The 12,398-nt window shown below is 63.9% G+C and carries 12 protein-coding genes and 1 pseudogene; 11 read left to right on the top strand and 2 right to left on the bottom strand.

The window, feature by feature from the left end; translation table 11 throughout:
• Positions 1 to 12 precede the first annotated feature (12 nt).
• The 3 genes and pseudogenes from BM269_RS01865 (at position 13) to BM269_RS01855 (ending at position 1,712) form a co-directional block, all read left to right on the top strand.
• Positions 13 to 276, top strand: coding sequence for a PAAR domain-containing protein (locus tag BM269_RS01865; RefSeq protein ID WP_090435129.1), 264 nt, complete (start codon positions 13 to 15; stop codon positions 274 to 276).
• A 132-nt stretch (positions 277 to 408) separates the two neighbouring features.
• Positions 409 to 656 (top strand): annotated as a pseudogene (locus tag BM269_RS30140) (Txe/YoeB family addiction module toxin).
• Positions 657 to 755: 99 nt separating this feature from the next.
• Complete coding sequence (locus BM269_RS01855) at positions 756 to 1,712, top strand: hypothetical protein (protein WP_090435126.1); 957 nt, start codon at positions 756 to 758, stop codon at positions 1,710 to 1,712.
• 14 nt (positions 1,713 to 1,726) lie between these two features.
• Here BM269_RS01855 and BM269_RS01850 read toward each other — a convergent pair whose 3' ends face one another.
• Positions 1,727 to 2,449 carry a substrate-binding periplasmic protein gene (locus tag BM269_RS01850; protein WP_090435124.1) on the bottom strand — a complete coding sequence of 241 codons (723 nt, stop codon included), beginning with the start codon at positions 2,447 to 2,449 and terminating at the stop codon, positions 1,727 to 1,729.
• A 79-nt stretch (positions 2,450 to 2,528) separates the two neighbouring features.
• Here BM269_RS01850 and BM269_RS29340 point away from each other — a divergent pair, with 79 nt between their 5' ends.
• The 3 genes from BM269_RS29340 to BM269_RS01840 are packed head-to-tail and all read left to right on the top strand — an operon-like array spanning position 2,529 to position 4,894.
• Positions 2,529 to 2,669 carry a hypothetical protein gene (locus tag BM269_RS29340; RefSeq protein WP_170860252.1) on the top strand — a complete coding sequence of 47 codons (141 nt, stop codon included), beginning with the start codon at positions 2,529 to 2,531 and terminating at the stop codon, positions 2,667 to 2,669.
• 60 nt (positions 2,670 to 2,729) lie between these two features.
• A complete protein-coding gene (locus BM269_RS01845; RefSeq protein ID WP_090435121.1) occupies positions 2,730 to 3,149 on the top strand; it encodes a MarR family winged helix-turn-helix transcriptional regulator in 420 nt (139 codons plus the stop codon).
• A complete protein-coding gene (locus BM269_RS01840; protein ID WP_090435118.1) occupies positions 3,146 to 4,894 on the top strand; it encodes a chloride channel protein in 1,749 nt (582 codons plus the stop codon). The genes BM269_RS01845 and BM269_RS01840 overlap by 4 nt, the downstream gene beginning before the upstream one ends.
• Positions 4,895 to 4,954: 60 nt before the next feature.
• Here the strand turns inward: BM269_RS01840 and BM269_RS01835 are convergent, their stop codons facing one another.
• Positions 4,955 to 5,722, bottom strand: a complete 768-nt coding sequence (locus tag BM269_RS01835; RefSeq protein ID WP_139232644.1) for a substrate-binding periplasmic protein — start codon at positions 5,720 to 5,722, stop codon at positions 4,955 to 4,957.
• Positions 5,723 to 5,856: 134 nt separating this feature from the next.
• On the opposite strand from BM269_RS01835, the gene BM269_RS01830 reads away from it, so the two are divergent.
• The 5 genes from BM269_RS01830 to BM269_RS01810 all read left to right on the top strand — a co-directional run bounded on the left by BM269_RS01830 (position 5,857) and on the right by BM269_RS01810 (position 12,177).
• Positions 5,857 to 6,834, top strand: coding sequence for a tripartite tricarboxylate transporter substrate binding protein BugD (locus tag BM269_RS01830; RefSeq protein ID WP_090435112.1), 978 nt, complete (start codon positions 5,857 to 5,859; stop codon positions 6,832 to 6,834).
• 21 nt (positions 6,835 to 6,855) lie between these two features.
• Entirely contained in the window at positions 6,856 to 7,317 is a 462-nt protein-coding gene (locus BM269_RS01825; RefSeq protein WP_090435108.1) for a tripartite tricarboxylate transporter TctB family protein, read from the top strand.
• Between the two features lie 9 nt (positions 7,318 to 7,326).
• Complete coding sequence (locus BM269_RS01820; protein WP_090435105.1) at positions 7,327 to 8,829, top strand: tripartite tricarboxylate transporter permease; 1,503 nt, start codon at positions 7,327 to 7,329, stop codon at positions 8,827 to 8,829.
• A 138-nt stretch (positions 8,830 to 8,967) separates the two neighbouring features.
• Entirely contained in the window at positions 8,968 to 10,668 is a 1,701-nt protein-coding gene (locus BM269_RS01815) for a methyl-accepting chemotaxis protein (RefSeq protein ID WP_090435102.1), read from the top strand.
• A 3-nt stretch (positions 10,669 to 10,671) separates the two neighbouring features.
• The gene (locus tag BM269_RS01810; protein ID WP_090435097.1) at positions 10,672 to 12,177 is read left to right on the top strand and encodes a chemotaxis protein CheW; all 1,506 of its coding nucleotides are present in this window, start codon (positions 10,672 to 10,674) and stop codon (positions 12,175 to 12,177) included.
• Positions 12,178 to 12,398: the final 221 nt, after the last annotated feature.

The raw sequence follows: 12,398 nt of genomic DNA, 5'->3' as shown, positions 1-12,398 counted from the left end.
TAAAGCTTTCACATGCGCGGTGTAATCCGCTTGAACGACCCTACTAGCCACGGTGGGATCGTCATCAGTGCATCGCCCAATTCCACCGTCCATGGAATTGCGGTCGCTCGCAAAGGGGACAGCTGTACCTGCCCCTTGCCTGGGCATGGTGTCTGTGTGATTGCTGAGGGCGACCCGAAAGTGCTGATTGACGGTGTGCCAGTCGCGTTCGATGGTCACAAAACCAGTTGCGGAGCTACCCTTATAACAACTGCCCCAAAGAGCACGCGGGGGTAGGGCTGGGCAATTGCCCATCAAAGCGATAGAAGCGGCGTTTATGTCGGCGCTATTTCGATTAGCTATTGCCGTTGGACTCACGCTACCCTGTCACTAAGACAGCGTTGGCTCGCGCATCTCTTCGATACTGAGATTGAGTTCACAGACGCACCCTGGGACGGTTGCCAGTATTGGCAAGAGCTTGATCCCAAGCTAGGTGAGAAGATCAATGCGCAGATCGACGCGTACATGGATTCGCCCACTTCGGGGATCGGCAAGCCAGAGCCGCTCAAAGGAACCTGACAGGTCTCTGGTCGCGGCGGATTAATCGCGAGCACCGTCTTGTCTACATGTTCGAGACCGGCACTCTGTCTATTGTGTCGTGCCGTTACCATTACTAAACGTAACCGTCGTAAGCGGCATTCGGGCGCGCACGACTGAAATCAAATTTCCTTGGCTTTTGTATAATTGCGCGCCTGTTAACATTGCCACTGCACAACATGGAAGAAACCACGATCCCAGAACAGCCAAAACGCGCCAGGAAGCTGGGCCGCATTGCCATTTACATCTTTGCCGCAGTCGGCCTGCTGTTCTCGGTGCTGATCGCAGTGATCGCGCTGCAGGAAAAACCGCAAGCGCCACGCACTTTCGACGCCAACGAAGCCATCGACGGCGTCATGACGCGCAACTATGGCAAGTATTCGGAAGCCCAGCATGGCTGGCTCTATGTGGACGAAGCAAGTCATGCAACGTATCTCGTCACGGTAGTGCAGCAAAAGAAAGTCGACGGCAAGGAGGGCGATGAACTCTACCTGGTCACCAGCGGCCAAGCCACCGACGGTGATGATTCGTTCTACGGCGTGTTCCAGCTGCGCTACCGCGATGGCCAGCTGTATGAGTACAGCGACCCGCGCCGCGCGAGCGGCGTCGAGCCGGTCACCCCGGAGCGCGTGCATTTCGAAGCCTTGAGCGCCGATGTGTGGGGATGGGTGGTGAAGGTCAAAATGAAGGAGTTCGGCGTGGGGCAACAGTTCACCACCACTAATAACGTCGTCCTGGCGCCGCGCAACGAACAGATCGTCGAGCTGACGGAGTTCACTTCCGCGTTCCAGGTTCTCGGCGGCGGCGACTGCAAGGAAACCGAGAGCCGGTACGCCGAGTGGGAAAAGACCAAGGGCGACAAGAAGATCGCGCCGGCCGAGGGGGAAGGTTCGCCTGAAACACCGAGCGAAGAAGTGGAGGACGACGAAGACATCGTTCCGCCGCGTTGCACCCAGCTGCAGTGGTCCTACCGGACCGACCCGGTAAGCGATTCGACCTTCACGCCGCTGTACATCACGCGCAAGGCCGGTATGCAGGAGGGCATCCAGGTCGACACGAAAACCTGGAAGGTGATGTTCGATCCAAAGAGCTATACCTATCTGCTGCCGGACGAACTGAAAAACGTCGGCACCTGAAGCCGCACAGGCGCTTAGCGGAACTGGGCCAGGATCCGTGCCAGCGTGCCGTCCTTGCTGGCGGCAGCGATCGCCCGATTGGCTTCTTCCAGGCTGAGCCGGCCTTTGCGTGAGACCGCGCAGCGGGTGTTGAAGGTCGCCGCGGGCAAGGGTGGATGCAGCTTCAGCGGCATGGCCCGCAGGCGCTGCCGGTATTCGAGGACGCCGCGCGCGATCAGAATGTGGTGCACCCGGCCGCGCGCGAGTTTCTCAAGATTGGTTTCCATATTGGGCGAATCGTCGCGTACGAATCCGGCACCCAGGATCTTTTCGATTTCCGGGTGCTGGTAGCCGAGGATGGTGCCGATGGCCTGTCCGCGCAAGTCGGCGATGGCACGCGGTTGCGGCTGGCTCGCATCGGTGACCAGGACTTCCTCCGCCGTGAACACAGTCTCCGTCCATAAATAGTCCCCCTCGATCCATTCCGGCGTATAGCCGCACAGGATGTCGGCCTCGCCTTGCTGCAGGGCCTTGGCAATGCGCTTGCGCGGCAGCAGCAGGAAACGCAGCTCGCGCCCGGTGCCACGGGCCAGCGCCTCTCCCAGCATTTTGTGCACGCCGTCCGTCAGGCGGCCATTCTCGATGCGCGACATGGGCATGTCGGCTGCACGGTCGACCAGCACGACGAGTTCACCGCACCATCCGTACGACGCGGAAAGCAGCAGGCAGGCGAGGGCGAGCGGGCGCAACGGCTTCATTCGTCAGGGCGCTAGGGCGGCGATGGAGTTGTACAGGATTGTGTGCAATGATGACACGCAAATTGACTCTAAGGAATCGATGCAGGCATCAGCCGCCCGGCCGGCCAATGCGTACGACTTCATTGCCTTCTTCCCCGATCATCGCCCACCGCTTTTCCACCATCCTGCAGATGGCCACTACCAGAACCTGATGCGGCACCAGGTGGCGCTGGCCGGTTAGCCCGGGCATGGGAAAACGGTGGTATCATGACCGGCTATTTACATCATATTGTGATATAAAATGCCCTCTCCACCCGATTCGCTGGCCAAGGCCGATTTCATGGCGCTGTCCGAATTCCGCTACCAGATGCGGCGCTTCGAGCGCTTTTCCGAGAACGCCGCCCAGGCCGAGGGCATCACGCCGCTGCAGTACCTGTTGCTGCTGCACATCAAAGGCTTCCCCGGCCGCGACTGGGCCACCGTTGGCGAGCTGGCCGAGCGGCTGCAGGCGCAGCAGCATGGCGTGGTGGCCTTGCTGGGCCGCTGCGAGGCGGCCGGGCTGGTGCAGCGCCGCCCCAATGCGCAGGACCGGCGCCGGGTCGAAGTCCACCTGATGCCGGCCGGCGAAGAGGTGCTGCTGCGCCTGGCCGCCATCCACCGCGCCGAACTGCAATCGCTGCACGGCGTGTTCACCATTCCCAACCTGCCTCGAAAACCATGAAACCGTACGACCCACGACGCGACTTCAGCGGCGACGCGCGCCTGTTGCCGATCGGCGCCATGGCCGCCTTGATCGGCATGCTGAGCACAGGCACCGCCTGGCTGCTGCTGAAGGCGATCACGCTGTTTACCAACCTGTTCTTCTTCCAGACCCTGTCCAGCGTGCCGCAATCGCCGGCCGCCCATACGCTGGGCGCCTGGGTGATCGCGGTGCCGGTCATCGGCGCCGTGCTGATCGGATTGATCGCACGTTACGGCTCGGAGCAGATCCGCGGCCACGGCATTCCGGAGGCAATCGAGGCCATCCTGTTCAAGCGCAGCGCCATGTCGCCCAAGGTGGCGCTGCTCAAGCCGCTGGCGTCGGCGATTGCCATCGGCAGCGGCGGCCCGTTCGGCGCCGAGGGGCCGATCATCATGACCGGCGGTGCGGTCGGCTCGCTGTTCGCCCAGCACTTCCATCTGAGCGACGCCGAGCGCAAGACGCTGCTGGTGGCCGGCGCGGTCGCCGGCATGACGGCCGTCTTCGGCACGCCGATTGCGGCGCTGCTGCTGGCGGTTGAATTGCTGTTGTTCGAATTGCGTCCGCGCAGCCTGCTGCCGGTGGCGGTTGCCTGCGCGGTGGCCGGTTTCCTGCGGCCGCTGCTGATGGAAGCCGGACCGCTGTTCCCGCAGCAAAGCCCGGTGCTGCCGCCGGTGGCTTTGCTGTCCTGCGCCGTGGCCGGGGTGCTGTGCGGCGCCATGGCGTGGCTGCTGTCGACCGCCCTGTACCGCGTGGAAGACGGCTTCCACAAGCTGCCTGTTCACTGGATGTGGTGGCCGGCGCTGGGCGCCGTCGCCATCGGCATCGGCGGCTACTTCCAGCCGCGCGCGCTGGGCGTTGGCTACGACGTGATCGGCGACCTGCTGCAAAACCACCTGGCCGCCGGCGTGGTGGCGGCGCTGCTGGTGGCCAAGGCCATCATGTGGCTGATCGCGCTCGGTTCGGGCACTTCCGGCGGCGTGCTGGCGCCCCTACTGATGCTGGGCGCCGGCCTGGGCACGGTGCTGGCGCCTTACCTGCCGGGCGGCACGCCTGCCGTGTGGCCGCTGGTGTTCATGGCCGCCACGCTGGGCGGCATGATGCGCGCACCGATCATGGCCACCGTGTTCGCCTATGAGCTGACGCATGACGCCAATGCGCTGCTGCCGGTATTGGCCGCGTCGGTGGTGGCATACGGCTTTACCGTCATCACCATGCACCGTTCCATCCTGACCGAGAAGATCGCCCGCCGCGGCCACCATATCTACCGCGAGTACGGCATCGATCCGCTGGAGCGGCATAGCGTGGCGGAGGTGATGACGGCCAGCCCGATGTCGATCGACGCCGATGCGCGGGTGGCCGAGGTGCTGGTTTCCCACTTCGGCGCCACCCAGCGCCACCGTGCCTATCCGGTCACCAGCCAGGGCATGGTGCTTGGCATGCTCGATCGCGCGACCCTGGAGCAGGCCAGGCATGCGGTGCACGTGCGCGAACTGTACGGCGTGAACGCACCGATCGTGGCGCTGCGCGGCGAGACCTGCCGCACGGTGGCGGTGCGCCTGGCGGTGCATGGCCTGGAGCGTTTGCCGGTGGTGGCCGATGCCGCCAATCGTCAGTTGGTGGGTGTGATCAGCCGCAGCGACATGATCAAGTCGTCGCTTGCGCTGGACAACGAGGAGCACCGGCGCCACCGCTTCCGCCGCTTTACGCTGCGTCCCCCCGGTTGACGGAAATCGGGCGCTTGAAAGATGGCACCGAGGTGTCAGCCCCGGGCTGGCGCGTGGCATTCACTGTGCCGGCCGCGTTGCGCCGGCCCGGTCGGCAGGCGGCGCTGGCCGCCAATTGGCATACTTGCGGTCTATCGCGCTCGAGGTACCGTCTTTCACCATGTCGGCCATGGCGGCCGACATCGCGGCGATCTGCGCGTCCGGCACCGCCTTGTTGCAGGCCAGATAAGCACGTGAAGTGCGGAAGGTGAGCAGCGGCACGATCTTGCCGAGCAGGCCTTCCTGCGCCAGTACGCCGTTGGCCAGCTGGTGGCTGGTCACCCACAGGTCGATGCGCCCGCCCAGCAATTTGCGCGGGTTGGAAAAATTATCCGGCGCCGTATCGACCGTGAAGCCGCGCGCCAGCAGGTATTGGGCGCGCACGTCGCCGTTGTAGCCGCCGATGCGCAAGTGCCTGGCATCGTCCAGCGTGGCCAGCTGGAACGGCGGCTTGGCCAAGCCATACAAGGTCCAGTCCACCTCGCGCAGCGGTCCCACCCATTTGAACAGCGCTTCCCGTTCCGGCGTGCGGGAGGTGGAAAACACGCAGGAACCGGGCGTGCGCAGCGCCAGTTCGTAGGCGCGGCGCCAGGCCATGATCTCGATGCTGTAGCCGATGCCGGCGCGCGCCATGATTTCTTTCACCTTGTCCGGCGAGATGCCGACAATCGTTTCACCTTCACGCATGATGTCGGGCGGGGTGTACTCGGTAAACAGTTGAAGCGGGCCCGCCGGCGCCGCCAAGGGGAGCGCCAGGATGGTTGCGGCAAGGTGCAGCTTGGGAGCCATAGTCAGCCAATCATGTGCGCCTTGGCGGGCGAAGTCAATCAAAGTGAAGGGCCTTACTTGTGTCGTCGAATAATTGCTGGTACAACATTACTAGTAGCGCAAATCCAACAATTAATCAGCAACTGGAGAACCACATGAAACGACGCGCCCTCATCACCGCCATGGCATGCCTGCCCCTGTTCGGCGCCGGCCTTGCGCAGGCCCAGAGCTACCCGACCAAGACGATTACCATGATCGTGCCGTTTGCCGCCGGCGGACCGACCGACACCGTGGCGCGCCTGCTGGCGCAATCCATGGGCACCAAGCTGAAACAGCAGATCATCGTGGAAAACGTCGGCGGCGCCGGCGGCACCATCGGCGCGGCGCGCGCCGCCAAGGCCACTCCGGACGGCTACACCATCTTCCTGCACCACATCGGCCACTCCACCGCGCCGGCCCTGTACCGCAAGCTGAGCTACAACGCGATCGACAGTTTCGAGCCGATCGGCCTGGTGACCGACGTGCCGATGACCGTGGTGGCGCGCAAGGACTTCCCGGCCAAGGATTTCAAGGAGATGCTGGCTTATGTGAAAGCCAACAAGACCAAGGTCACCTACGCCAACGCCGGCCTGGGTTCGGCGTCCCACCTGTGCGGCATGCTGTTCATGTCCGCCATCCAGACCGACCTGACCACCGTGCCGTACAAGGGCACCGGCCCGGCCATGAACGACCTGCTGGGCGGCCAGGTGGACTTCATGTGCGACCAGACCACCAATACCACCAGCCAGATCAAGGGCGGCAAGATCAAGGTCTATGGCGTGACCACCAAGACCCGCGTGCCGTCCATGCCGGACGTGCCGACCCTGAACGAAGCCGGCCTGCCGGGCTTTGAAGTGGCGGTGTGGCACGGCATGTACGCGCCGAAAGGCACGCCGAAACCGGTGATCGACACCCTGGTCGGCGCGCTGCAGGTGGCGCTGAAAGATCCGGCCGTCAAGCAGCGCTTTGCCGACCTGGGCACGGAACCGGTGGACGCCAAACGCGCCACGCCGGAAGCGCTGCGCAGCCACCTGAAGGCCGATATCGACCGTTGGGCGCCGATCATCAGCAAAGCCGGTGTTTACGCTGACTAAGCGCCGGCCAAGGAGTCTGTGATGTCTTCCGCAATCCGTCACCCGAAGGATTTCTGGATCGGGGTGATCTTTATCGTTATCGGACTGGGCGCCGTGTTCACGCGCGGCGACCTGGCCATGGGCACGTCCTTGCGCATGGGGCCGGCCTTCTTCCCGGTCGTGCTGGGCGTCCTGCTGGCCGTGATCGGCCTGACCGGGGTGCTGCGTTCCTTCTTCCGCCACGGCGCGCCGATGGAAAAGCTGCACCTCAAGCCGCTGGCCCTGGTCACGCTCGCCGTGGTGCTGTTCGGCGTGCTGATGCGCGGCGCCGGGCTGGTGCCGGCCGCCGTGGTGCTGGTGCTGGTCAGCGCCTATGCCAGCCCCAAGTTCCGCTGGAAAGAAGCGGGCCTGCTGGCCGTCGGCCTGGCGCTGTTCGCCTATCTGCTGTTCATTAAACTGTTGGGATTGCCGATACCTGCGCTCGGCCCCTGGCTCGGATTCTAGGGAGCTGGCATGGAAATTTTAAGCAACCTGGGTTTGGGCTTTGAAACCGCCTTCACCCTGACCAACCTGATGTACTGCCTGATGGGCGTCTTCATCGGCACGGCGGTCGGTGTGCTGCCGGGCCTGGGCCCGATCGCCACCATCGCCATGCTGCTGCCTGCCACCTTCGGCCTGCCGCCGGTGGCGGCGCTGATCATGCTGGCCGGTATTTATTACGGCGCCCAGTATGGCGGTTCCACCACGGCCATCCTGGTCAACCTGCCGGGCGAGTCATCCTCGGTGGTCACCGCCATCGACGGCTACCAGATGGCGCGCAACGGCCACGCCGGCAAGGCGCTGGCGACGGCCGCCCTGGGCTCCTTCTTTGCCGGCACGGTGGCCACGGTGGTGGTGGCCTGCTTCGCGCCGCCGCTGGCCGACCTGGCGCTGGAGTTCGGCGCGGCCGACTACTTCTCGCTGATGGTGCTGGGCCTGGTGGCGGCCGTGGTGCTGGCCAGCGGTTCCTTGCTGAACGCGATCGGCATGGTGGTTACGGGCCTGCTGCTGGGCATGATCGGTACCGACGTCAACTCCGGGCAGCAGCGCTACACCTACGATGTGCCGGAATTGGCGGAAGGCATTTCCTTCGTGATCGTGGCGATGGGCATGTTCGGCATCGGCGAGATCGTACGCAACCTGGAGCATAGCGAGGAACGCCATGTCCTGATGAAGAAAGTGTCGGGGCTGATGCTGACCAAGCAGGACTTCAAGCGCATCCTGGCGCCGGTCTTGCGCGGCACCTTGCTCGGTTCGGCGCTCGGCATCCTGCCCGGCGGCGGCGCCATGCTGGCTTCCTTCGCCTCCTACTCGATCGAGAAAAAGGTGTCGCCCAATGCCAAGGAGTTCGGCAAGGGCGCCATCGAAGGGGTGGCGGCGCCCGAGTCGGCCAACAACGCCGGCGCCCAGACTTCCTTCATCCCGATGCTGACACTGGGCATCCCGTCCAACCCGGTGATGGCCTTGATGATCGGCGCCATGATCATCCAGGGCATCACGCCGGGACCGGCGGTGATGACCGAGAAGCCGGACCTGTTCTGGGGCCTGATCGTGTCGATGTGGTTCGGCAACCTGTTCCTGGTGGTGCTGAACCTGCCGATGATCGGCCTGTGGGTCAAGATGATCACCGTGCCTTACCATCGCCTGTTCCCGGCCATCCTGATGTTCTGCGCCATCGGCGTGTTCAGCCTGAACAACTCGCAGTTCGACGTCTGGCTGATGGCGCTGTTCGGGGTGTTCGGCTACCTCTGCGCCAAGCTCGATGCCGAGCCGGCGCCGATGCTGCTCGGTTTCATCATCGGCCCCATGCTGGAAGAGTACCTGCGGCGCGCCATGACGCTGTCGCACGGCGATCCGATGGTGTTCCTCAACCGCCCGATCAGTGCCACCTTGCTGGCGCTGGCGGTGCTGGCGCTGGCGGTGGTGCTGTCGCCGTCCTTGCGCAAGAAGCGGGAAGAAGCCTTCCACGAAGAGTAAGAAACTGACAACGCCCGGCTTGCCGGGCGTTGTTGCGTTGTGGGTCCACAACGGTGACAAAGCGTGAGTTTCCCGCGCAGGGCGATGTCTATACTGAAGATTCTCAGTGGCAACATCCCCCTTCAGGAGCTCACCCAAATGAACAGCCCAGCCATCCAGCAAAGCCAGCTACAGGAAGTCGAACTGCAGGCCATCAACGCCGCCCTCAACCGGGTCCAGGCCGTCATTGAATTCCAGCTCGATGGCACCATCCTGCACGCCAACGACAACTTCCTGAGCGCGGTCGGCTACACGCTGGATGAAGTGCTGGGCCGCCATCATTCGATGTTCTGCGACCCTGCTTTTGCGGCAAGCGAAGCATATAAACAATTCTGGGAACGCCTGCGCGGCGGCCACTTCGAGCACGGCGAGTACAAGCGTTGCGGCAAAGGCGGGCGCGAGATCTGGATCAACGCTTCCTACAACCCGGTGTTCGATGCAGACGGCAAGCCTTATAAAGTAATCAAGTTCGCCACCGACATCACCGCCACCAAGCTGCGCAACGCGGAGTACGAGGGCAAGGTCAGCGCGATGGACAAGGCGCAGGCCGTGATCGAGTTCGACATGGGCGGCCACGTGCTGACCGCCAACGGCAACTTCCTCGATGCGATGGGTTATTCGCTGGACGACATCCAGGGCGAACACCACCGCATGTTCTGCGAGACCGAATACGCCGCCAGCGTCGACTACAAACGCTTCTGGCAAAAACTGAACCGCGGCGAATTCGACAGCGGCCGCTACAAACGGGTCGGCAATGGCGGCAAGCCGATCTGGATCCAGGCCACCTATAACCCGATCCTCGACATGAACGGCACGCCTTTCAAAATCGTCAAGTTCGCCAGCGACATCACCGAGCAGGTGATGATGGAGCAGGGCATCAAGGACAAGGCCGCCAGCGACGCGGCCAAGATCGAGCGCCTGCTCGATGCGGTGGCGCGCGCGGCAAAAGGCGACCTGACGGCCGACGTGCCGCTGGCCGGCGCGGAGCCGCTCGACCAGCTGGGCGCCGGCATCGGCAAGATGATGGGCGATTTGCGCGGCGTGATCGGCCAGGTGGTGATGTCGGCCACCGCCTTCGCCGATGACGCCGAGGAGATCGCCAACCGCGCCGGCGTGGTGGCGGGCGGCTCGCAGGAGCTGGGCGCCACGGTGGAGGAAATGAATGCCACGGTGGACGGCCTGACCCGTTCCATCGATGCGATTGCCACCAGCACCGGCCATGCCAACGACTTGGCCAAGTCGACGCAGGACGAGGCCGAGGCGGGCGCCAAGGCCGTGGCGCGCTCGATCGAGGCGATGGACTTGATCAACCGTTCCTCGGAAGACATCGGCGAGATCGTGAAAGTGATCAGCGATATTGCCAATCAGACCAATATGCTGGCCTTCAACGCCGCCATCGAAGCGGCGCGCGCCGGCGAACACGGTCTCGGCTTCTCGGTGGTGGCGGACGAGGTGCGCAAGCTGGCCGAGCGTTCTTCGCAGGCGACCAAGGAGATCTCCAAGCTGATCAGCGAGTCGGTCAAGCGGGTGAATACCGGCACGGCCATTTCGCACCAGGCCAGCGAAGCCTTCGACCGCATCGTGAAGGGCGTCGGCAAGACCAGCGAAGCGATTGCCGAGATCTCGCACGAGGCCCGGGAGCAGCTGTTGTCGGCGCGCGAGGTCAGCGTGGCCATCAACCATATTGCCGAAGCGGCCGAGCAGTCCGCCGGCAGTTGCGACAGCATTGCCTCGTCGACTTCCAGCCTGAATGCGCGCGCCGGGGAATTGAACAAGCTGGTCGCCGGCTTCGTGGTGTAAGCCATGGAAGCCTTGCGTGTAGTGGCGGCGTCGGCGCAGGCGGACGCCGGGGCAGCGGTTGAACTGTTCGGCTCCTTCATGCTGGGCGGGGACGAGTTCGCGCTGCCCGCCCTGTGCATCCGGGAGGTGGTCAATTTTCCCGAACGCATGACCAGCCTGCCGTTGGCGCCGGCCTACCTGGAAGGCATGTTCACGCTGCGCGGCAGCGTGATCCCGGTGGTGAACCTGGGGCGCTTGTTCGACCCGGCGGCGCCGGCGGCCGCAGCGTCCAACAAGATCGCCATCATCGACTACCAGGAAGCGCAAGTCGGTTTGCTGGTTCACGCAACCGGCGAAATCCTGCGCGTGCGGCCCGAACAACGCAGCCGGTTGCGTTATGCGGAGGGTTCGACACAAGGGGTAGTAGCCGGCACCATCTTGCTGGAGGAGGGCCGGCGCCTGCTCCAGGTGCTGGACATCGCGCGCCTGGTGCAGATCGAGAACGTGCCGCAGGTGCAGTCAATGCGCGCCGCCGGCGCCGAAACGCGGCGCCAGTTGCGCGTGGTCGGCGAGCGCCGCCACGCGATCAGCTTCCGCGCTGCCGGCACCCGTTTTGCGATGGAGATGAAGGCGATCCAGGAAATCGTCCGCGTGCCCGAGCTGGCCGAATCGGTCCTGGCCAGTCCCCTGTGCCGCGGCCGGATGCCGTTCCGCGGCATGCAGGTGCCGGTGGTGGACTTTGCCGCCCTGGCCGGCGCCCAGCCGGTGCCGGCGCACGCCGAACAGCGCATCCTGGTGGCCCACATCGGCGAGGCGACGCTCGGCTTCCTGGTCGACGAAGTCGAAAGCATCCTGCATTTCACCAGCGATGAAGTACTGGCCATCCCTTTGCTGAGCAAAGAGCGCAGCGCCATGTTTGCCGGTTGCGTGGCGCGGGCCGGAGAGCAAGATGTGATCCTGCTGGACCACGAAGGCATTTTCTCGCGCAGCGAGATCGGCGCAATGGACCTGGGCCACCGGCAGCTGTATCCCGTCCAGGATGGTGCACCGGCGGCAACCGGACAACGTGCCGGGCGCAAGGTCTACCTGAGCTTCCGGGTCGGCGAACTGTTTGCACTGGAGTTGAAGCAGGTGCGCGAGATCATCGACCACGCCGGCGATATCAGCCATCCGCCCGGCATGCCGGACTACTTGTGCGGGGTGCTTAACCTGCGCCAACAGCTCATCAGCCTGGTCGACCTGCGCCGCCTGTATGGCATGGCGGCAGGCGAGGGCAGGGGCAAGGTGCTGGTCATCGAGCGCGCAGAAGGACGCTACGGCCTGGTGGTCGATGCAGTGGCCGACATCGTCACGGTCGGCGACGGCAAGCGCTTCGCCGCACCGTCGCTGATGAAGACCTCGGCGACAGCGCAAGGCCTCTCGGCGGAATCGAACGAAGTGGTGGAGCTGCCGCAAACAGATGGCAGCACGCACAGCACCTGTTTGCTCGATCTCGAACGTGTGATGAAGCGGATTTTGCATGTCGCGTAATCGCGACGAAAAAAAAATTTCAAACGCATCCTTCGGCCGCCCCGGTCTCGCGCCCAAACGCGAGCCGGGGCGCTTCACTTTTTATACAGCCTTTACCTAAAGGCGTTATGCGAAGGTGGTCAGCACTGCGATGAGCGATCGATGTGCGTGAACGGCTCGTGAAGCGCGCTTCAATGTGCGCGAACTCGCAGATCGACGCAAAAAAAGAAGAAGAAAATCAT

Origin of the sequence: Duganella sp. CF458 (genome assembly GCF_900113115.1) — a bacterium.
In the GTDB taxonomy this organism is placed as follows: domain Bacteria; phylum Pseudomonadota; class Gammaproteobacteria; order Burkholderiales; family Burkholderiaceae_D; genus Rugamonas.
The sequence above is the reverse complement of the archived record's forward strand: the minus strand, read 5'-3'. Positions and strand labels throughout refer to the sequence as shown.